This is a genomic window from Carnobacterium gallinarum DSM 4847, from assembly GCF_000744375.1.
Classification (GTDB): domain Bacteria; phylum Bacillota; class Bacilli; order Lactobacillales; family Carnobacteriaceae; genus Carnobacterium; species Carnobacterium gallinarum.
Map to the genome: position 1 here is coordinate 820,372 of NZ_JQLU01000005.1, position 23,020 is coordinate 843,391.

The following is a 23,020-nucleotide window of genomic DNA, read 5'->3' on the forward strand; positions in this document are numbered from 1 at the left end:
TTTGATAATAAAACTTTCTTTCTCGCAAAAAAGTATTTTCTATCAAGAGATTTAACTACATTTAAAAAAATTCTTAACAAATTCAAGTGGAACCAGTATAATAATACAGATGACTAAAATTCAATTAAGAGAGTGAGTGAAAATATGGGTCGTAAATGGGCAAATATTAAAGACAAAAAAGCATCAAAAGATGCAACAAATAGTCGAGTTTATGCAAAATTCGGGATTGAAATTTATGTAGCTGCAAAACAAGGGGATCCAGATCCACAAACTAACCAAAAACTTCGCTTTGTTATTGAGCGAGCTAAAACTTATAATGTTCCTAAACATATTATTGATCGAGCTATTGAAAAAGCTAAAGGTGGCGATGATGAAAATTATTCTGAATTGCGCTATGAAGGATTTGGACCAAACGGCTCAATGATTATTGTAGATGCTTTAACAAATAATGTGAATCGTACTGCTTCTAATGTCCGTGCTGCTTATGGGAAAAATGGTGGAAATATGGGTGTTAGTGGAGCGGTTGCTTATATGTTTGATAACACTGCAATTTTTGGTGTTGAGGGCAAAGATGCCGAAGAACTTCTAGAACTTTTAATGGAAGCTGATCTTGATGTTCGTGATATTTTAGAAGAAGACGGGCAATCCATTATCTATGCGGAGCCTAATGATTTTAATGCTGTGCAAGAAGCACTTAAAGCCAGTGGTATTGAAGAGTTTACCGTTGCTGAAATTGAAATGATTCCGCAAAATGAAGTTACACTTGAAGGTGACGACTTAGCTAATTTTGAAAAGTTAATCGACGCTCTTGAAGATGAAGACGATGTTCAAAAAGTTTATCATAATGTTGATTTAGACAACGAATAAAAGAAAAAGAGTGGTACCTGAAAATTAATTTTCAGGTACCACTCTTTTTACTGCGTCAAGAATTATTTCCATTTGTTAATGAAACCTTGAACAGTATCTAACCATGATTGAATAATATTAATTAACCACATATATAATTCCCTCCTTTACAATTAACTACTGTTATTATATACTATTTTTACCTTTTTTAATTATTTACAAATTCCTAATATGCTGAAAAAAAATAAATTATACAGCATTTACCCGATTATCCAATCAATTTTTCTTATAAAAATTCATAAAACTGTTTTTTTACGCCTAAAACATTAATTATTTCACCCTATTTTCATAAACACCATTCTAACTTTAAATAAATTAAGGCTTACATTTTTTTATTTACCTAATTTTTCCTCAAAAAAAAGCAAACTCACAATAAGTTTGCTTTCCATTAATTATTCCCTTAAATAGTTAAATTGTAATTCTTTTTTATCTCCTTTAGAAACTGCTAATCCCGTCGTTAGATATGAATCAAAGGAGCCGTACTCTTTCTCAATAGTTTGCCAAGCTGTCTCTAAGTACTCTGATTTCACACTCATTAAATTATTCAATCCTTGCAACTGGTCAGCATTTAAGCCTTTTTCTTTTGCATCTGCTAAAATCAGTTGATTTGCAATCACACGTTGTACATTTGTTTTCAAATAATCATCCATAATATCCTTGCGATTTACACCTAACATTCCTAGTAAAATAGCCGCTCCAACACCGGTTCGATCTTTTCCAGCAAAACAGTGAAAAAGTAAAGATCCTTCCGTATTTTCAAGTGCTAGACGAACAAACTCTTGATACCCCTTAATTGCATAATCATTGGTAATTAATGTACGATATAAGTCTTTCATTCTATTATCTGAAGCTTCTGGATCGAGATTTGCCATCATACCATCTTCACTAGCTGTATTCATCTTATTTTTCTTTAAAATATCGATATTTGTATAATTGACATTTTCTAAACTATCATCTGGCTTTTCAGAAATTTCATCCAAGCCACGTAAATCAATAATTCCTTGTAATTGATAATTTTCCGTCAAAATACGACTATCTTGCGAACTCAATCCTACTACTTCACCTGAACGCAATAAGCGCTTCCCCTGAACTTTGCGTCCATCACTTGTTTGATAACCACCTAGATCACGAAAATTTACTAATGTTTTTAACTCAGTCATAAAAAATCCTCCTAATTGATTACTTAGATTTATGTACCTTATCTTCCAGTTCAGTATAGCGAACCTCTTGTTTAAATTCAACTTCATTTCGATAAACTAAAAATCCATCAGAGTTCCAATTCGCCATATTACTGTAACATTCCTTTTTTATACTTAAGCTACAAGCTGAATATTCAATGATTAAGCAAAGATTCTAGTAACACAGTCTTTGCTTAATTCATTAAAACTTTACTGAAAAGGATGATTTCTATGAACAGATTAAAAAAATTATTATGGGGTATACTACTTATTAGTTTAATCACTCTTGGAACTGTAAAACTCAATAAAACAGAGCAGAATCTTTATTTCTATCAACTAGAAGATGCGAAAATTCTGCAACAACAGCAAAAATTTATTAAGCAAATTGCGACTGAAGCAAAAAAATTACAAGCTAAAAATCATTTATTTGCTAGTATTACTATCGCTCAAGCCATTCTAGAATCCGATTGGGGCAATAGTGAGTTGGCGACTGAATCCAATAATTTATTTGGAATCAAAGAAACTGATGGAGCCGAAGCAAGTATTTTACCAACTGACGAGTATGAAAACGGGCAACGAATTACAATTCATGCAGCCTTTAAAAAATATCCTACTATTGAGGATTCCTTGTCAGATCACATGGTATTTTTAGAGGGTGCCAGCTATGCTCCTGTTAAAGCAAGTCAAGATTATAGAGAAGCTGCGTATGCCTTGCAAAAAGGTGGCTATGCGACAGATCCAGCTTATGCTGAAAAATTAATTGAGTTAATTGAACAATTTGAATTGAATCGTTTTGATCTTTAATATCATTTTATTATCAAACTTGATTAAAAAAAGGTATACTTTTGGTAATTAGAGCATAAAGGAGTACATTTTATTATGAATATTCTCATCGCCGATGACAGCCCAGAAATGGTGCAAATTCTCACAGCCTATTTGAAAAAAGCTGGATTTACTGTTTTTAGTGCTATTGATGGAGAAGAAGCACTAGATATTTTCTACCAAGAACAATTAGATTTAGCCATCTTAGACTGGATGATGCCGAAGCTAGATGGAATCCAAGTTACAAAAGAAATGAAAAAAGTTAGCCCTATCAAGGTTTTAATGCTGACTGCCAAAAGTGAAGGAGAGGATGAAGTCACCTCATTGACTAGTGGTGCAGATGAATTTATCACAAAACCTTTTCACCCTCAAGTCTTACTGCTTCGTATTAAAAAATTACTGGGAATTAGCGATTCTATTCAATTTCAAGACTTACTAATGGATCCGTTAACTATGAAAGTTTGGCGAAATGAGCATGCTCTGGAATTAACAAAAAAAGAATTTGAATTGTTTATGCTTCTGTATAAAAATCGGGGGCATATCTTAACTCGTGAACAGTTATTAGTTGGCGTCTGGGGCATGGATTATGATGGAGTTCCTCGAACTGTAGATACTCATATCCGTCGATTACGAGAAAAAATTGGTGAAGAAAAAATAAGTACGAAGCGAGGAGTTGGCTATCTTATTGACTAAATTCAAATCTAGAATCAGCACAAAACTCACTTTGACTCTATCTATCATTATATTTTTGAGTTTTTTATTCGTGGTGCTAATCAACACTGTATTTTTGCCACGTTATTATCTTTACAAAATGGAGAATAAAATTGATACTGTGAGTCAAAAATTAAAAACTGGTTCCATAACAGAACAAGCAGAACAACTAGAAGAAGAGTATCAAGTAACTATTTTGAAACTGGATATGCAAAACATCTCGATTGATGACTTAAATGAAACGATTCGGACAGCCTTAACTCGAAAAGGAATTGCCCTTAACCGCTTTTGGATTACAGAAGAAACCTTAAAACAATTAGCACAACAACCAACATCAATTCAAAAACGTTACAATCAGGGTAAACAAAAATCTAGCTTTTTAGTTAATCTTCAATTAGTTGATCAACATCTCTATCTAGTTGGAATTTCAATGGTGGATTTTTCTGAAACAGCAACAATTATCAACACATTTACTTTTATCTCATTAGGCTTTATTCTAATTATTGTACTAATTCTAGTTTATTTTTCAACTAAAAAAATCACACAACCCTTAACTGAGTTAAAAGAAGTTGCTGAAAAAATTGCTCAATTTACCTTTGTTCAAGCTACACAACTCCCACCAAATGAAATCGGTGAATTAGCTTTAAGTATTAATAAAATGAGTCATGATTTAGAACATTATCAGACTAGTCTACTAACTAAAAATCAACAATTAAAACAATTTACCGCTGATTTAACTCATGAATTAAAAACACCTATCGCTATTATTAAAGCATATGGAAATGGCATCAAAGATGAATTAGATGATGGTACTTATTTAGAAACCATCTTAACCCAAGCTGATTTATTAACGACTATTACAACTAAAATGTTGGATTACGCTAAATTAGAACAACAAGATTTACACTTAGAATCCTTTTCAATCATTGAGTTACTGCACCAGCGAATAAACTTATTGCAACCTGTATTCAAAGAACAAAATAGCCATTTAATCATTCAGGGCGAAGCAGAGCTAAAACATTCCACAATTATTGGGGATAAACTTTTACTAGCACAAGTTTTTGACAACTTGTTAACAAATGCTCTTAAATACGCTACCATACCTGAACTTACACTTAAATGGCAGGAAACAGCGACAACTCTCAAGTTAATGATTCGTAATCCAACGACATTAACAGCTGATTTTTCCACCGATAAGCTTTGGGAAGCCTTTTATGTTCATGAAAAATCTCGTAACAAAAATCTTTCTGGAACAGGTTTGGGTTTAGCCATTGTTAAAACCATTATGGAACAGCATGATTTTAATATTGATTCAAAAATAGTCAATCAGGAGATTGAATTTTCTCTAGAATTCAAAAAAGCTTAGAAAATTTTTCTAAGCTTTTTTAGTTATTCACATCAAACAATCTTTGCTGTGGATAATCAGACTTATTTAGTTTATTTTCCCACAGATATTCACAAGTTATACACATAGTTATGCACAATTCACCATTAGCTTCCATTAAACTTATTAATAGCTATTTATTCACACTTTGTTTAGTTCAATAATGTATAACTCCTACCTAAACATCTCAAAACTGTGGATAACTTTTTATTTACACTCTATTTTAGATGAGTTATACACATAGTTATGCACATTTCACTTAATAATGTTAATAACTACCGATTTTTAATTAATCTACCTCGATTAGTTTCCCATTGATTCCATCAATTTTTAACTCTGTATCATTTTGACCATCTTCAAATTTCACCCCATAAACAATACGTTGATTGTCTTTTTCTAATGTCCATTCAGTTACATTTCCAGTTATTTTTTTATTATTCGCAACTGTCCCTGCTGATTCGATAGCTTTTTTAGGGGAAATTACATTAGTCAAATCTAATCCCTCTTCTTTTTTAGCGACTCCATTACGTTCATCCTTATCTAACGGTTCTTGCTCTTCTTTTGAGATTTCTTTAGTTGTCGCATCTACTTTTAACTCATATTCGTTGGTTTCATCAATGCCTTTAATTTTATATTTATATTGTCCAAAATCTGTACCTAGTTCAATTTTAGTAATAGCTGTATTCGGATGTTTATCTGTAAAGGCAGCAATTGCTTCATCTAAACTTATTTTAAACTCTGTGTTTTTTAAACTTGTTGATGTTGGATGTGAACTGACTGTAAGTGATTCTGAGCTAGCAACACTACTAGTTACTCGTTGGTTCCCATCATTATCATTGCCACATGCACCCAACAAACTAAGCGACACCAAACAAACTAAAGCAGTTATTATTTTTTTATTCATCATTTTTGTTCTCCTTTTAAATCTACTCCATATTTAATTCAGTATACCAATAATTATGGTTTAATTCATCCGTCTAACGTCTGATTTCCTATAAATCAAAAAAAGCGACAAAAAACGCATGCGTCTTTTGCCACTTCTGTGAATGCTTTAAATTTTTATTCCTAAGCCTGCTGCAACTCTTGCTCCATATTCTGGATCAGCTTTTAGGAAGTGATGAATTTGGCGAGCCTTAATGAGGTCATCTTTTACTGGCATCATATGACCAACAATATTTTCAATTAAACGCGTTTGCTCATCCTCAGGTAAAAGACGATACAAATCGCCGGCTTGAGTATAATGATCGTCATCATCATAAGCAACCGCATCTGCCATTCCATGAACTTCAAAACTTGCTTGTTTATTAGCTGGTGTTTCTGTTGGACCACCTAAGCTATTTGGTTCGTAATAAACTGAACCACCACCATTCGCATCTGTTCGCATTGCACCATCACGATGATAATTAGCAACTTCATTCTTCGGACGATTAATTGGCAATAGATGACTATTTGTCCCCACACGATGACGATGAGCATCACCATAAGCAAATAAACGCCCTTGCAATAATTTATCTGGTGAAAAATCAATGCCTGGTACAATGTTCCCTGGTGAAAAAGTTACTTGTTCTACCTCAGCAAAATAATTATCAGGATTACGATCTAGTACCATACGCCCCACTTCAATTAGCGGATAATCTTTTTGTGACCAAACTTTCGTGACATCAAATGGATTAAAACGGTACGTTTCAGCATCTTTCAACGGCATAATTTGCACACATAATTTCCAAGCTGGCGCATCTCCGTTTTCAATAGCATTGAATAAATCTTCTGTATGATGATCAGGGTTCTTGCCGTCCATTTCTTCGGCAACTTTAGCTGATAAATTCTTAATTCCTTGCTCTGTTTTAAAGTGATATTTTATCCAAACACTTTCTCCAGCAGCATTCGTCCATTTAAATGTATGACTACCAAAGCCATGCATATGGCGGAATGTTGCAGGAATACCACGATCTGACATTAAGATTGTAACTTGGTGTAAAGATTCTGGCGACAATGACCAAAAATCCCAGATTGCATTATGATTTTTCAAATGAGTTTGTGGATCACGTTTTTGAGTATGAATAAAATCAGGAAACTTAATCGCATCACGAATAAAGAAGATTGGTGTATTATTTCCAACAATGTCATAATTTCCCTCTTCAGTATATAATTTCACTGCAAATCCACGAGGATCACGAGCTGTATCTGATGAGCCACTTTCCCCAGCAACTGTTGAAAATCGAGTGAATACGTCTGTTTTTTTTCCAACTTCTGATAAAAAATCAGCTTTTGTATACTTCGTTACATCATTCGTTACTTCAAAATAACCATGTGCTCCTGCACCTTTAGCATGAACTACTCGTTCTGGAATACGTTCGCGGTTAAAATGAGCTAACTTTTCTAGTAATGCAACATTTTGGATTAATACGGGGCCACGATTACCGGCAGTCATTGAATTTTGATTGTCTCCAATTGGTGCTCCTGCATCAGTTGTCAAATTGGCTTTCTGGCTGTCTAAATTTTTAGTCACGACTAATCACCTCTTTTTTTTATTTCTATTCTCAAATCAGAATAGTTCTTTTATAAGTATAACTAGGAATTTTTTTAGAATCAATCTTCCTGCTTTAAAAAAACACATAAATAACAACTTATAAATAAAATAAGAAATGTTTAATACTACAACAGAGCCTCTAACGATAAAATTAAATAACTTTAAATTAATTTCGTCATTCTAAAATATTTAATTTTTGTAACCCATGTAAAATCCCATCATCTTCTGGCTTATCTGTAATTAAATTCGCAACTGCTTTCAATTCATCACGACCATTTTCCATCGCAATACCCGTTCCAACAATTTTTAGCATGTCAATATCGTTTAAACCATCTCCAAAAGCAGCAGACTGCTCAATAGGGATATGCAATAATTCTAAAAGCTTCACTATGCCGATTGCCTTTGAGCCATTATCTGGACAAACATCAACAGAATGAGGATTCCAACGCATAAAATTACAAGACGGAAATTCCTGACTATAGTACTGATCGAATTCTTCACTGGCATGTAACATACATTGATAAATGACCCGTTCTTCATAATATTCCTTTAAAATCGGGTGTTTCTTTTTAGATTTTCCCGAATATTTTACAAATAAATTCACTAGAAAATGAGGTGGCGCAAAAGGTAAGCCTTGGGTAAGTCTTTTCTGCCAGCCATTCGGACTTAACGCCATAGAAGAGTTCCCAAGAATTTTTTCTGCTCCTGCAAAATCAATGGTTTGTTGATTTTTTTCAGCAGCTTGAGCTAGATGTTTTACAATACTTGGTTTCATTGAATTTTGATAGATCACTTCATTTTTATGCACCACATATTGACCATTTAATGAAATATGGGTATCTATTCCCAGTTCGTCTATAATTTCTTTAATCCGAAATGGCGGACGACCTGTGGCAATCGCAGGAATGATTCCTTGTTCTTTTAATTGTGCAATTGCTTCTTTAGCAGAAGGCGGAATCTGCCGTTTACTATCTAACAACGTACCATCAATATCAAAAAATACAATTTTATACATACATTCTCCTGATCTTGTTTGTTTATTTTTTCACTTGTTCTATTTTACCTCTTTAATTAAAGCGCTTCAAGTTAAGTTTTAGATTCGTGAATTAAGTTATTTAACTTCAGTAAATTAATCTGAATCAATTCAAAAAGAACCTAGCTATGCGTATAGACGTCATGAACTAGATTCCCTTTTAAGTTAGAACAGATTAGCTTTTTTTATCATTTTGATCCTTCAACCATTTGGCACGTGACGTAAAGCCCCATGCCCCACAGCCAATAAGAATCAGAATGAAAATGAATAACAACAAAGACATACTTCTCACCACGATTCTTTTAAGAATTTTAGTTCCGTATCTTGTCTAAAATTTGTTGCGCTGTAGCTAAGTTTTGCGTTTTTTCTTGTTTTAATTTTGCAACTACTTCGTCGATTTCAGATTCCTTGGCTCCTGCATGAATAGCTAATGACTTAATCTGCAAGGACATATGTCCCTTTTGAATTCCTTCTGATACCAGAGCTTTTAAGGCTGAAAAATTTTGTGCCAAACCAACGGAGACAATGATGCTAGCTAGTTCGGTTGCATATTGAATCTGCATCAATTGTTGATTGACTTTCGCTAATGGTAAGACGCTAATTGCGCCACCAACGATTCCAACTGGCATTGGCAAAGTTAATTCCCCTGCTAGGTTTCCTGCTTCATTGATACACCAATAGGACATCGCTTCATAACGACCATTTCGACTAGCGTAAGCATGGGCTCCAGCTTCAATCGCTCGAAAATCATTTCCCGATGCTAAAACAACCGAATCAATGCCGTTCATAATGCCTTTATTGTGAGTGGCTGCTCGGTAAGGATCAAGGTGAGCATAGCGAGTCGCTTCAACAATTCGTTCCGCAATCCACTGCCCATCATAATCAGCTGTAGTCAATTGTTTTGGATCAACTTCACACATAGCCGTTACCAATGACGCATCTCCATAATTACTAAGAATTTGCATCAGAATCTCACCATGAATCCACTCTTTTATCGAACTTGCCGTCGCTTCTAAAATCGTGTTAATCATATTCGCACCCATTGCTTCTTGTACATCAATAATTAAATGGATTGTTAGAAATTCCGCTTCTCCTGTTTCATTTTCAATGACCCGCGTTTCAACTCGCTGCACTCCACCACCACGTTTTACAATTGATGGATAAGCAAGATTGGCAATCTCAATAATCTCAGCTTCTTTCTCTTGAACGACTCTCTTGGCTTCTTCTACATCGACTAAATCTTTAAAAATAAGCTGACCAATCATGCAACGTTCTTTGATCTCTGTTTTAAAACCACCTAATGGACGTGCTAGTTTCGCTCCATTACTACTAGCGGCAATAACAGAAGGTTCCTCAACTACCATTGGCACAACTACATCTTTTCCATCTACTAGAAAATTCAAGGCCACACCTAAAGGTAATGGGAATTGGCTGATTTGGTTCTCAATCATATTGTCAGCAATGGTCTCACTTAAAAGCGGGTTCTCTATGAACAATTTGCCAGCTTCCGCTGTTACAAATCCTCTCTCGGTTAATAAGTTAATTCGCTCTTGACGACTTTTTTGATAAAATTTAGAAATCATTGAATCCAACGTACTCACACTCCAGTATTCATTTCAATAATCATTGCGACACCGATTCCGCCACCAACGCACAATGACGCTAAACCAGTTTTTTTCTTTGTTTGTTTTAATTCTTGTAGCAAAGTTGTGACAATTCTTGATCCAGATGCACCAATTGGATGGCCTAAAGCAATCGCGCCACCGTAAATATTCAGTTTTTCAGCTGGAATTTCTAAATCTCTAGCAACCGCAATGGATTGTGCAGCAAAAGCTTCATTTAATTGAAACAAATCAATCTCATCTAGCGTGTAATTCCCTTTTTTAAGAACTTCTTTAACAGCATAGTAAGGCGCATATCCCATGATAGCTGGATCAATCCCTACTTCTGAGCTTGCTTTAATTGTTGCTAGATAAGGAATTCCTTGAGCTTCTGCATGTTCTTTAGACATTAATAGTAAAGCAGATGCACCATCATTAATTCCCGAAGCATTTCCTGCTGTGACAGTACCTCCCTCTTTAAAGACAGTTCGTAAGGTTGCTAATTTTTCTCGCGGCGAATTGCCTCGAATCGTTTCATCTTGGCTAAATACAGTTCCATCCATGAGTTCAACTGAAACAATCTCATCAATAAACCGACCTTCTGCTTGAGCTTTTGCGGCTTTCATTTGTGAATCAAAAGCAAAATCATCTTGAGCTTCGCGACTAATCTCGAATTGTTCTGCGATATTCTCTGCTGTAATTCCCATGTGGTAGTTACCAAATGCATCCGTTAAGCCATCTACTAACATACTACTGTGAAATTCTTTTGTATCAATCGTTTCTGGATGTTCCATCTTACTCGCTTCGACTAAATATGGAGCTTGTGACATATTTTCAGTTCCACCAACTACAACTACATCAGCTTCTCCTAGCTGAATCGCCTGTCTACCTAGCATAATTGCCTTCATTCCTGAACCACAAACCTCATTCACTGTCATAGCTGGAGCGCTGTAAGGAATACCAGCGTTAATTGAGATTTGGCGAGCAACATTTTGTCCTAATCCTGATTGTAAAACATTCCCGAAAATTACTTGATCTACTTGATCTGACGCAATCTTACCGCGTTTTAAAACTTCTTTAACAACGGTTTTCCCTAGTTCAATCGCAGATATTTCTTTCAGACTGCCTTTAAATTTTCCAATAGGTGTTCGCACTGCATCTATAATAACGATTTCTTTCATAAGTAGTCTCCTTTAAACGTAATCATTAAACTACTTGCATTATATCACGGGAAATCTTAAAATTCGCGTAAAATTAATTAAAGAATCTCATGATTAAACATTCTCACTCCTTTTCTAGCGTAAAGTCATTTCAGCTTTTAAAGAATTTGCTAAATTTTAATTAGATTGAGCTATAGATGTTGTCTTTTCACTAGTTTTCTAATAAACTTAATATGTTGTAAAATACATTAACGAAAAGGGATTGCATATGAAAATTGGAATAGATAAAATAAGTTTTTATACACCTGCTTTTTATGTCGACATGACTGAATTAGCTTTGGTACGTGAGATTGATCCTAATAAATTTACTATTGGTATTGGACAAGATAAAATGGCCTTTGCGCCGATTACACAAGATGCTGTCACAATGGGAGCAAATGCAGCTTTAGATATTTTGACTGAGGAGGACCGTCAAAGTATTGAATTAGTCATTTTAGCTACAGAATCAGGAATCGATCAATCAAAAGCTGGATCGATTTATATTCACCGCTTATTAGGCATTCAACCTTTTGCACGTTCAATTGAGATTAAAGAAGCTTGTTATGGTGCGACTGCTGGAATTAATTTAGCAAAAGATTATATCGCAAAACATCCTAATAGCAAAGTGCTGGTAATTGGATCTGATATTGCGCGTTATGGATTAGACACCCCTGGAGAAGCTACACAAGGTGCTGGTGCAGTAGCGATGTTACTTTCAGCGAATCCTCGTTGCATTGCCCTAGAAGATGACCAAGTCTTTCTAACAGAGGATATTATGGACTTCTGGCGCCCTGTTTATTCTGAGTATGCGTATGTCCAAGGAAAATATTCAACTGAACAATATCTACATTTCTTTGAAACGATTTGGGCTGAATATCAACGAAAATTCAATCAACCTTTAGAAAGTTTTACGGCTCTTTGCTTCCATTTACCTTATACAAAAATGGGAAAAAAAGCGTTAGACTTAATTATTGAGTCTGCTCCAGTAGCAGATCAGGAGCGATTACTTGAAAATTATCGTTTAAGTACACTTTATAGCCGAAATATTGGCAATATCTATACGGGTTCATTGTATTTGAGTTTGATTTCCTTACTTGACCATCAATCACAATTGAAAGCTGGGAATAAAATTGGCTTCTTTAGTTATGGTTCTGGAGCTGTTGGTGAGTTCTTTAGCGGTCATCTACAAGAAGGATTTAAGGAGCATATTGTGACAAGCCAGCATCAAAATTTGTTAGCCAATCGAACTAAACTTTCAATCGCTGATTACGAAACACGCTTTAAACAAGAGTTGCCTAAAGATGGCTCTACATTTGAAATAGATGCTACAAGTGATCCTGCATCTATTATGCTGACTGGAATTACAGAGCATATGCGTCAATACATTCGGAAAGATTAATAAAATAACAAAAAACTGAGAAAATAAATTTTCTCAGTTTTTTTTATAGCAATTTTTTTACTAAAACCAACAACTTTCTATTTCATCTGCTGAAACAGGTTTGGAAAAATAATATCCTTGAATAATAAAATTTCCCATTGAAAACAAAGTCATTAACTGTTCATGAGTTTCAACGCCTTCAACAATGACTTGTAAATCTAACTGTTGTGCTAGTTGAATAATACTTTTAGTAACCGCAGCAACTTTTTCATTCTCGTTTAGTGCATTCGTAAAACTTCGGTCAATCTTCAAGCTTTGAATCGGAAAATCAATAAGATAACGTAACGAGCTATACCCTGTTCCAAAATCATCAATGCTTAATTGAATACCTAAATCATGTAATTGATGTAAGATCCCTTTAGACTTTGTTACATTTTCCATCAAAACCGTTTCTGTAATTTCTAATTCTAATAAGTGTGGTGGGATTTGATACGCTGCAATTTGCTTTTCAATTAAGACGACAACATCTTCTTCTTGGAAATGATTGGCCGACAAATTCAGTGAAATTGGTACATCATGTCCTTCATCCCGCCATTTTTTTATTTGTTGGCAGACCATTTCTACAATCTGTTCACTAAGCTGAATAATATGTCCTGTTTTTTCAGCAAAATCGATAAATTCATCTGGATATCGCAGTCCATCTTCACCAGGAACTTGCCAACGAATTAGTGCTTCAACTCCATAAAGTTTTCCTGTTTCTGCATAAACCTTAGGCTGATAATGTAAGAGAAATTCTCTATTCTCAATCCCCTTCATCAGTACTAATTCTCGTTGGTATTCATTTTGTAACTCTTTTTCATACTCTGAATACAAAACAATTAATGTTTCTCCCGTTTTCCGAACATGTTGCTTAGCTGAAAACATAGCAATATCAGCCTTTGTTAATAAATCATCTAGCTTACTTCCATCATGATACGCTTTTACTAAACCAATACTGGCTGTTGGATGAATCTGGACTTTATCAATCACAATCATCCGTTTAAAAACTTTTAAGAGATTTTCTCCAACCGTTTCCGTCTCTCCTTCATACTCTTCCAGAAAAGTTAGTACAAATTCATCTCCGCCAACTCTAGCTAAAAAGTACTCTTTTCCAATATATTTTTGAATTCGCTTTGCTAACTCAGCAAGATAATGGTCACCGATTTGATGTCCAAAATTATCATTTATTTTCTTCAGTTCATTAACATCAATATAATAAATACTGAGTGATGTCATGTTCCTTTCATTGTTGCGCTTTTTTAACTCTTTCAAGCAATCTTCGATGTATTCCTTCATAAAATGACGATTCGGCAAATGAGTCAGACCATCATGGTAAGTTAAGCTACGAATCATTTTTTCCATCTGATTCTCTGCGGTTACATCGGTTCCCATGACAAAAATCTCTGTCACTTCAACATTTTTAAAAATAACTGGAACCATCTGAATTCTAGAAATTCGCTCTTGTTCTTTACCAACTATTATCTTAGTTTCAAATTGAACATTTTTATGTTTTTCAGCAGCTTCTAAGAAATAGCTTTTCGCTCGTTGATATTCCTTTGGACTTAAAAAATCCATAATAGCTGGCATTTCTAACCCATCCATAATATTAAAAACTTCCTTGGCTGCGTCATTTAGAATAAGCACTTCGCCATTTATTTTCAATAAACCAATTGGATTCGGGTGACTTTTTAATAAAGAATAGCTCATATTTTTAAGTTTGTTAATCTCGCGATAGTTGGAATCAAATAAGTAACTAATAATCGTCAGTCCCAGAAAGCTCAGTTGAAGCATAATAATAGCAAAGCTAAAAATAATAACAAAATAAAGAGTATGCTCACCAATTATTGGTTGAAAAGCCAGACCTTCAAAGTAACGTAATTCCCATAAACTGAACCCATGTAAAATACTTATGACTATTGATAAAATAAAGGCATTTTTTGAATCTTGGATAAAGCGATCTTTCCCTATTAAATAAGTATCTTGTCTTAAAATTAACCATAACGTAAAGTAAGACAACACAAAATACAACAGAATGAAACTAATTAAAAAAAGAGGATTAAAGGCAATTGTTTTATCTAAAATTCCTCGAATACCAAGATAACGTATATTCAGCATCCCACTAGTCAACAATAGACTTCCTAAAATGAGGTCTTTTCTTTTTATATTTTTTTTGCTAATAATAAGCAACGTTATATAGCAACAAACTAATAATATCAACCAAGCTATCCACGTATAACGGGATTGATACACTAAATGCATCTTGGAATAGTAGCTGACTAAGCCAATGTATTGAATCGAGCCAATCCCAATGCTTAACATCACAGCTTTCAGGATAATCCAACTATTTTTACGAAAAGGGTTCTTATCTATTAAAAAATGATTGATACTTACAATATTAAAAATAGTAAACAGTGCAATCAAATAAGTGCAAATAACGAAAATCGGAATATACGTACTAATCTGCATCTTGAATCACTCCTTTGATTATCACGGGCTAAGCTTTCACTTGACTCAGCACTGAATGTATTCGCTATGTAAAAATAACGATTATTAAGTTTATTTACCTACCAGTATTAATTTTAATCTATTTAGTAAAAAAACGCCAAAGTAAAAATTACTTTCTATGTAAACTTTAATTTCCCTTAGTAAGCGCTGTTCTTATTTATTCATGCATCCACAGATAAAGAAGACTACTACAACAAAACTAAGAAAAAAAACCACTTAAAAATCTAACTAAAAAACAGTTAAAAGCGTTTTATACCAGTATAAAAATCATAAAATGAACTAAGAAGAAGAAATAACGACTAAACATATAGTTCCTTCTTCTTAGCACCTAATTCCACTAGAAAACCAACAATTGGGTTTCTTTTTTACACATCGTACTCTAACTCTTTAATTGCTGCTTCAATAAAATCATACGGAGTTTGGATAGTTTCAGCATCAAACTGTTTTGCTCCTGTACGAATAGCAATCTCTACTTGATTCTGACTAGAGAATTCATTAGCACTTTCCTCAAAAAATTCTTTAATCCGCTCTGTTACAATTCGTGAACCATCCTGATCTGTAAACAATAATAAACCCCAAGTCAGATTTTCACGATTTAAAACATAAAGAATATCGTTATCACGAATAGCGTGTTTCATGGTATTCGTCACTCGGCGCACAACCTCAGAAATTTGTTCATCAGATAACATTCGCTGTAATTCATTCCAATACTTCACTTGAATTACAACCATGGTCACTGGTAGATTAAAACGGCGAGAGGTTGACATAAAGACTTGTGCATCTTCTTTATACGCTCGCATTGTTCTCAATCTCGTTTCATCATCTAGAATACCAAGCTGACGATTTTTCCGTTCTAATTGAGTATTTTCTTCTTGTAGTTGAAGTGTATGGTAACCAAATAAATAGATCATCACTGAAAATAAAGGAGTCATAACGAGCCAAAAATAGAGGCTAGTTCCAAAAGATTGGCTTGTTGTGATAGATATATATAACGCATAACTCCCTTCCAGAAAGATAAAAATTAGATTTAAAATCAAACCAATTGTTAAATTTGTGAAATAAGTGATAATTGCTAATAACATAGCAATATTCATAAAAACAACGTTTTGAACAAAGGAACCTTGATTGAAGGATGTAAAAACAACCACAATAAAAGATAATAAGAGAAATCCAAGCAAGGATAGATCGGAAAATAATTTACTATTTTTCATTTTTATCCCCCTTTTTCACACGATTCTTTTTAAAGACTAGCACTAAAGCTACGATTATTGAAGCAAGTAATAAGCCTACCAAACCAAGATAAACCAACAAATCTGATTGTTCTTTAGCCTTATCAATAAAACTCTTATGCTCGTCAATATCGGCTACCTTTTTAAAGCGATAGCTATTAATTCGATTGTCCTTATCCACTGTAAAGGCATCGCCTTCATGAGTTTTAACTTTCTCTTGTGTGGCGATTTCCTTAGAAGCCAAGTAGACTGACTGAGGTGTTGCACCTGTCAGTACTAAGAATCCATTTCCTGATAAGAATGGTGAATTAATTAATTGTCCCGTTCCAATCTGCTGACCATACTCAGATTCAATACTTAATTTTTCATTTGATACAAAGCCTTTGCCTGCTTCATCGTATTTAAAATACAATTTGTCATTAATCGACTGAATCAATTCATTATCCAAAGCTGAACCAAAAGTAATAATATTGCTCTCTTTTAATTCATTTTTGCTTGCAGAACTTGGGAAAAATTCTACCTCTCCCGTGTTATCTTGCGCGTATTTTCCTAATAAATTAAAAATATTCGTCATTGATCGATAATAATCTGTATTCATCTTTTTAGGCAATACAACTGCCACTTGATTAAAACTACCATCTTTTAAAAATGGGAACGGGTAGTTTTGAAACAGCAAATCAGTTCGATCTTTTGTATTCACTGTCATCATTGATTCAGGTGAAATATACGCCCACGGAGTCTGCCCTTGTGCTGGTGTACAAGGTAAGTTCGGAATCTCTAAGTCAAAACTAATCGTAACAGCAAAATTACCAGAAACATCTAAATCCGTTGGTAAATTAAAGCTAGCCGTGTCACCTTCAGCAAAATCTTTACTTAATTTTTTACTTCCAATCGGAACGCCTGCAATAGAAACCGTCATTAATGAGCGATCAAAATTAAGATTCTGAGCATAACGAAAGGCAACATTTACTTGACTATTAGCTGCCAATGAGCGATTTGCTGGTAATGTCATAAAGTAAGTTTGTTCTTGATGGAAGGGACCTTTTAACTCATCACCAGTAGGCGTTAATTGAAATTCTTCATCAATTTTCAAATGAGAAGTTGTCGTATCGGTCTTATCCGTAACTACTTTTTGTTGTTCTTGCGTTTCAGACATTAATTCTTGATTCGATACATAACGACCAGCCTTGACTAAGGCTGTTTTATTGCTAGAAGTAATAACTAAAACAGCTTGCTGATCTTTTTTTATCAACTGAATAACAGCGTCATTCTTAACCTGATTGGCATCAATCTGTGCCTTGTATTCCTCAGGCAAATTACCATACTCAGCAATTAGTACTACTAAGGATTTGCCAGCTAGTTCTTTATCATTTAGCGTGCCTACTGGAATTTGTTGATCGTCTTGTTGATTTGCTTTGGCATAACCTGATAAAGCATAAACAGACGTTTCCAATTCTGTCTCTGTTGCCTTTTCCGGAACTAGGATTGCAACTTCTTTTTGAACAACCGAATCCATTCCTCCAAAACGTTTATTAAAATCTTGGATTTTAGGTTCCATCTCTGTTTTTGTATAAATCACACCAACATTAGACCCTTTATAAACATGAAGCCAATCTGCGGGTGTTTCTGTAATTCGACAAACATCTTCTGAATCAGTTGTTTCAATACTTCCTTCGATTTTAAGTGTATTTGCACCGATTTTTAATAGTTCTTTAGGTATTTCTAAGTCGATTGATTCCTTTTCTACGCCATCTCCATTTGGGCGAAAAGAGTAGAACTTAGCACCGTTAATTGAAAAAGTAATGCTGGAAACATCTGCCTTCGTTAATTGAGATACTTTATAATCTATATTCAAATTCACACGATCAACATTCCAATAATCTAATACTTGAAAGTAAAGATTAGTCGTTGATGAAATCCCCGTTAATGAACTATCTGTATTTTGAAATTTAGTAATAAAAGTATTGGTATCGTCCTTAGGTGATGTCTCTGCTCCTTGTACAATTACCGGCCACGCTACTAAAACAATTACTATTGCCAAACAATTTGCTAGCCATCTTTTCATGCGCTTATGCTCCTTTTTATGCTACAGTTTTTGATTCTTTTTTATATCAATAACATTCTCATTTTAAAATCGTTCGGTTTTATACCATTTTGCTTCGCGTTTTAAAACCGTTTCCTTAATATACATCACCATACCGTAAGCTGCTACAACTAGCCACATCTGACTATAAGTGATATACATCAAGAGGATAATGCCGATATTTCCAATTCCTAATTCCCCTTTTTCAGTAGTGATGGTGATAAAGGTACCTACGACAAACAAAATAATCGCTAGCAACCAAAGTAATCCACTAAATCCAGCTAAGGTCGTTGTAACATACCCCATTAGATTCAGAACCAATAACACATCAGAAACAACTAATGACGTCATTAAAAGAAAATAAATAGATAGAAAATATAAAATATCAAAACGGATTTTACGTGCTTTAGGATCAAATAGTAAACGAGCATTTTTTACAATTACATAAATATTCCCTTTGACCCATCGAGTCCGCTGGCGAAACCAGACTTTTAAAGTTTGTGGTTCTTGCTCCCATGTAACTGCCTTTGGCTGAAACTTAATTTTATAGCCCATCATATAAATCCGAAAGCTAATCTCAGTATCTTCTGCCAGAGCTTTTTCATCCCAACCACCAATAGCCTCGATGATTGAACGTCGCACAATAAAATTCGTACCTGGAATTGTGCATAGTTTAAATAATTGCCAACGACCAGCTTGTGCCATCCATTGAAATGACAATGTTTCAATATTAATAAAACGTGTTAACAAACTAGCATTGCGGTTACGCGTTCTAAATTTACCGATTACGCCACCAAGACTATCGTCATTGGTTAATTCTGCCACTAAATAGCGCAAGGCGGTTTTTTCAGGTGTATTATCCGCATCATAAATCGCCATAATTTCTCCTTTGGCTTGTTTAAAGCCAATATTTAAAGCGTTAGATTTGCCTTTCCCACCAGTAATTGCATCTGTATTAATAATATGCAATTGACGTCCTGGATTTTTATTTTGAATAGCAGCCAATAGTTCCGCACTATTATCAGAAGAGTTATCATTAATCACAATAATCTCATAGCGATCTTGTGGATAATCAAAACGCAATAAGGATTCCACTGTTTTCACAATTACGACACCTTCGTTATGTGCTGGAACCATAATTGTCACCATTGGAGGATCACCTTTAATTTCTGGAACTGGTTTACGTTCTGTTTTCATATAATAAATATATCCTGCAATAATCAATACAACATTGATTAACAATAATCCCCAGATAGAAAGTGTGGCCACCAATAATAGATAATCTGGAATTGTCATTATTTTCCCCTCACTTTCGATATTTCCCACGATACAAGTTATATCCTACAATGAAAAAGATACTTAAAACAAATAGTACACCGATAATGATAACGGTTAAGATTTTATCTTGGACATTGAAGAAACCCGCTAAACTTCCCTCTAGTTGATCCTCTTTAGCTGATTGATGTTGATCCTGTGGAACTGCTTCAGTGTAGCGACGTTTACCATTTACTTTGATCACGCCTTGATTCGCTTCGATTTTGTTCATGATTGTACTCACTTTATGTTCGGTTAAATTGATTCTTCTAAAGAGAACCGGCAATTGCGAAATTTTTTCTTCAATAGCCAATACTTCCTTACCAGTTTCTGGAAATTCATAAGTTAATGCTGTTGGTGTACTAAATTGATGATTGTTCATATTTTCCCACTCGACTTGCTGTAATTTCTCAGCTGGCAGCCCATAATAAGTTGTTTTATAAACTGGAGAAATAGTCGTTGCTTCTTTGATTTGATACGTTTTAGGGTTTGGCAGTAATACTAATGAATCTGAATATGTCAAAGCTGTTTGTTGATAAAATCCATCTTGGTTCCAATATGCTGGCGCACTAATACTAATTGGGTAAACATTACGCTGAACTAACTCGTCAATAGTCGTCGACATAATATCTTTTAACGCTTGTTTATCTTTACTTAATCCTCTTGTTTCAGGAGTTTGTAGAATAAATTCACCATTACGAGCTATGATATATTGCAACGCTCTTGTATAGTTATCCATTGCTTTTAAATCTGTATTTTCCCAAACACTAGTGCCACTAATAACAAAGGGAACTCCTGCCGCATACATTTTATCTGCTAGATATTCTAATAACTCAAGATTTGAAAAAGGTGTAATTCCAGTGAACATTAATATAGGTGAGTAATTAGCCGTTAGCGAACTATCCTCTGCCAGCCACTTCTGCAACAATTGGCTAGATAAAAGAAAACCTAATCCTGTTGAATCAAAAAATGGTAGATAGGCCACATTATTTTTCAAAATACCAAAAGGATAACTCTTCGTTTGATTTTCAAAGTCTAAGGTTCCCAAATCTGGCGCATCTTTTGGTAACTGGCTTGCTACATCCAGTGTTACCGTCTGTTCGCCAATTTCTGATGCTTTGATACTAGCACTAAATAAAGTGTAACGCTCCCCGGTAATTTCTTTCAGCTGAATCTCCATTTGTTGCTGCCAACTAGCAGGCAAATCAGATCCAAGATGCAATTTCAATCCAGAAAAGGTATCTCGATCTGTTAAAAAATCTTGGTTTTTAATTGCCAAATCTGGCGCCTGTATCATTGTAACTAGTCCAGTAAACCCTTGTAATTGCTGTGAACGATAATCATCAATTGATAGCCTTGTAACCTCTACATTAAAGCTTGTTAATAGTCGGGTTAACGAGCTAATCTTCTCTTCACCATTATTCACACTATCTAAACTATCATAGGCTAGTAATATTTTTTTCGATGCTGGTACAGTTTCTGCATGGGCAACTGAAGCGATTGAAAAAGCAAGCAGGCAACTACTAGCTAACAAAACCGTCAAGAAAAGCAATTGAGTTAAATGTCTATCTAAAGCCTTCATTTATCTAACCCATCTCCTTCCATACGATCAGCCCACAATCGGTTCGTTAACGCATCACTAACCGTCATTACCGTTAGAAAATCAAAAATAACGGCACTTAAAAATAAATGTTTTGCTAAATCTGCGTCACCATCACCAATTACAGACACAATCAAAATAACAAAAACCATTGCTAAACTCGCTATAATTAACCAATAACGCAACATTCTTCGAGGCGCATTTTGTTTATACGCAGCGTAAACACTTGGAAAATAAATGCCTAGATATACGAATGTCCAAATAATCAAAAAGCCCATGGTTTTAGGGAAAAATTCTCGCTTAATGCTACTATATAAAGTAAAATAGCGCGTCCGTTCTTTAAACGGTTTTCCAGCAGATTTTTCGTAATTCCCCATCTCATAAGGTTGAACTTGATGGATATCATTCGCTGCTGCACTTAAAATTGTATAAAAGTCAGCTGGATTAAATAAATAATGCTTTAAAACCCAACCAAATCCATATCTATCATAAAATTCCTTCAACATATAATTTCCATTTGTATCGATAGCTGAGTATTCTTGAAAATAAGTATTGCCTTTTAATAAAGCAAATTGTTCTTCCATATTCCCGTCTTCTAACGCTTTTTCTGGATTTTCTGACTCCAATAACACTCCACGAGTCATTGACTGAAATTGATTAATATTATTGAACTCTGTTGTAATAAGAGTATACGTTAATGCCCCAGAGACAAGTACAAGCACTAATCCCAGAGTCACAAACAACCGATAAAAAAGTTGTTTTCTAACCATTAACACCCCAACAAAAATCAAGCCAATACACACTGCCAATGGTGCGTTCTGCTGTTTTGCCGTAATCATAAAAACCGAGCTAACTGTCAGTAACACAATCATAGCTATTTGGTTATAGCGTTTACGATAAAGCAGTAAGGTTGCCGCAAATACATAGAGCATCATGATAAACATAATAGGTTCACTATACAAAGAATTAAAATACAACGTATACGCTGTATCACCAAAAACAAGTACTACTATACATGCCAAAATATATCCAGTTTTACGTTTAGTTCCATACGTTAGACCCTCTGTTAATAGGTAAATAGCACCTAAATATAAGATAAAATAAAGACCACCTAAAAAACGAATATCAAACATCGCTTGACTATAAAACAGCTTATTAAGTAATAAGGCTAATTGAATAAATAAAGTTTGAGACGAAAATAGACTCGCTATATTTTCATTATAGTATTGTAAAATCCCATAGTTTTTCACAAAATAGCCAAAATATTGATCGCTGTCTTTTGAAAGCTCATATAAGCCATTGCTGTAAATCATCCTAAAAAAATCGCCGTTATCTGCAATTCCGTTAATTGGCGGAACAAACAATAATATTCCAACAATGATTCCAACTAGCAATACCGCCAACCATGCAGGAGAAATAAAACGACTGATAAAATGTAAAGGTTTCTCTAAAATTGATTTTATTTTTTGTAGTAAAAGCCTCATTAGCTCACCTCCCAGATACCTCTT

At 34.4% G+C, this 23,020-nt stretch carries 17 protein-coding genes; 5 read left to right on the forward strand and 12 right to left on the reverse strand.

From position 1 onward, the window contains the following. The first annotated feature begins 144 nt into the window (after positions 1 to 144). Positions 145 to 867: a YebC/PmpR family DNA-binding transcriptional regulator gene (locus BR43_RS08665; protein WP_034561198.1), complete on the forward strand. Its 723-nt coding sequence runs from the start codon at positions 145 to 147 to the stop codon at positions 865 to 867. 431 nt (positions 868 to 1,298) lie between these two features. On the opposite strand, the gene BR43_RS08670 is transcribed toward BR43_RS08665, so the two are convergent. Next, a complete protein-coding gene (locus BR43_RS08670) occupies positions 1,299 to 2,066 on the reverse strand; it encodes a tyrosine-protein phosphatase (protein ID WP_034561200.1) in 768 nt (255 codons plus the stop codon). A 249-nt stretch (positions 2,067 to 2,315) separates the two neighbouring features. Between BR43_RS08670 and BR43_RS08675 the strand changes: the two genes are divergently transcribed. From BR43_RS08675 to BR43_RS08685, 3 genes are all read left to right on the forward strand, one after another. After that, positions 2,316 to 2,888 (forward strand): glycoside hydrolase family 73 protein, encoded by a 573-nt coding sequence (locus tag BR43_RS08675; protein ID WP_034561202.1) that lies wholly within the window; start codon positions 2,316 to 2,318, stop codon positions 2,886 to 2,888. 75 nt (positions 2,889 to 2,963) lie between these two features. Continuing rightward, positions 2,964 to 3,599: a response regulator transcription factor gene (locus BR43_RS08680; protein ID WP_034561204.1), complete on the forward strand. Its 636-nt coding sequence runs from the start codon at positions 2,964 to 2,966 to the stop codon at positions 3,597 to 3,599. A 118-nt stretch (positions 3,600 to 3,717) separates the two neighbouring features. Further along, the gene (locus BR43_RS08685) at positions 3,718 to 4,983 is read left to right on the forward strand and encodes a sensor histidine kinase (protein WP_245617841.1); all 1,266 of its coding nucleotides are present in this window, start codon (positions 3,718 to 3,720) and stop codon (positions 4,981 to 4,983) included. A gap of 307 nt (positions 4,984 to 5,290) precedes the next feature. Here the strand turns inward: BR43_RS08685 and BR43_RS08690 are convergent, their stop codons facing one another. From BR43_RS08690 to BR43_RS08710, 5 genes are all read right to left on the reverse strand, one after another. After that, entirely contained in the window at positions 5,291 to 5,908 is a 618-nt protein-coding gene (locus BR43_RS08690) for a PepSY domain-containing protein (protein WP_051933882.1), read from the reverse strand. Between the two features lie 144 nt (positions 5,909 to 6,052). Then, the gene (gene katA / locus BR43_RS08695; RefSeq protein ID WP_245617899.1) at positions 6,053 to 7,432 is read right to left on the reverse strand and encodes a catalase KatA; all 1,380 of its coding nucleotides are present in this window, start codon (positions 7,430 to 7,432) and stop codon (positions 6,053 to 6,055) included. Between the two features lie 274 nt (positions 7,433 to 7,706). Continuing rightward, complete coding sequence (locus tag BR43_RS08700; protein WP_034561210.1) at positions 7,707 to 8,546, reverse strand: Cof-type HAD-IIB family hydrolase; 840 nt, start codon at positions 8,544 to 8,546, stop codon at positions 7,707 to 7,709. 329 nt (positions 8,547 to 8,875) lie between these two features. Further along, positions 8,876 to 10,147 (reverse strand): hydroxymethylglutaryl-CoA reductase, degradative, encoded by a 1,272-nt coding sequence (locus tag BR43_RS08705; RefSeq protein WP_169741081.1) that lies wholly within the window; start codon positions 10,145 to 10,147, stop codon positions 8,876 to 8,878. A 14-nt stretch (positions 10,148 to 10,161) separates the two neighbouring features. Further along, positions 10,162 to 11,346 (reverse strand): thiolase family protein, encoded by a 1,185-nt coding sequence (locus BR43_RS08710; RefSeq protein ID WP_034561214.1) that lies wholly within the window; start codon positions 11,344 to 11,346, stop codon positions 10,162 to 10,164. A 247-nt stretch (positions 11,347 to 11,593) separates the two neighbouring features. Here BR43_RS08710 and BR43_RS08715 point away from each other — a divergent pair, with 247 nt between their 5' ends. After that, the gene (locus tag BR43_RS08715) at positions 11,594 to 12,763 is read left to right on the forward strand and encodes a hydroxymethylglutaryl-CoA synthase (protein WP_034561216.1); all 1,170 of its coding nucleotides are present in this window, start codon (positions 11,594 to 11,596) and stop codon (positions 12,761 to 12,763) included. 60 nt (positions 12,764 to 12,823) lie between these two features. On the opposite strand, the gene BR43_RS08720 is transcribed toward BR43_RS08715, so the two are convergent. The 6 genes from BR43_RS08720 to wsfD all read right to left on the reverse strand — a co-directional run bounded on the left by BR43_RS08720 (position 12,824) and on the right by wsfD (position 22,996). Beyond that, the gene (locus tag BR43_RS08720) at positions 12,824 to 15,247 is read right to left on the reverse strand and encodes a bifunctional diguanylate cyclase/phosphodiesterase (RefSeq protein WP_034561218.1); all 2,424 of its coding nucleotides are present in this window, start codon (positions 15,245 to 15,247) and stop codon (positions 12,824 to 12,826) included. A gap of 404 nt (positions 15,248 to 15,651) precedes the next feature. After that, the gene (locus BR43_RS08725; protein ID WP_034561220.1) at positions 15,652 to 16,497 is read right to left on the reverse strand and encodes a diguanylate cyclase domain-containing protein; all 846 of its coding nucleotides are present in this window, start codon (positions 16,495 to 16,497) and stop codon (positions 15,652 to 15,654) included. Beyond that, positions 16,487 to 18,580 (reverse strand): cellulose biosynthesis cyclic di-GMP-binding regulatory protein BcsB, encoded by a 2,094-nt coding sequence (locus BR43_RS08730; protein WP_034561223.1) that lies wholly within the window; start codon positions 18,578 to 18,580, stop codon positions 16,487 to 16,489. Before BR43_RS08730 ends, BR43_RS08725 begins: the two co-directional genes overlap by 11 nt. A gap of 63 nt (positions 18,581 to 18,643) precedes the next feature. Further along, complete coding sequence (locus BR43_RS08735) at positions 18,644 to 19,894, reverse strand: glycosyltransferase family 2 protein (protein WP_034561225.1); 1,251 nt, start codon at positions 19,892 to 19,894, stop codon at positions 18,644 to 18,646. Positions 19,895 to 19,904: 10 nt separating this feature from the next. Next, entirely contained in the window at positions 19,905 to 21,494 is a 1,590-nt protein-coding gene (locus tag BR43_RS08740; protein ID WP_245617842.1) for a hypothetical protein, read from the reverse strand. After that, complete coding sequence (gene wsfD, locus BR43_RS08745) at positions 21,491 to 22,996, reverse strand: glycan biosynthesis hexose transferase WsfD (protein ID WP_051933883.1); 1,506 nt, start codon at positions 22,994 to 22,996, stop codon at positions 21,491 to 21,493. The genes BR43_RS08740 and wsfD overlap by 4 nt, the downstream gene beginning before the upstream one ends. Between the last annotated feature and the right edge of the window lie 24 nt (positions 22,997 to 23,020).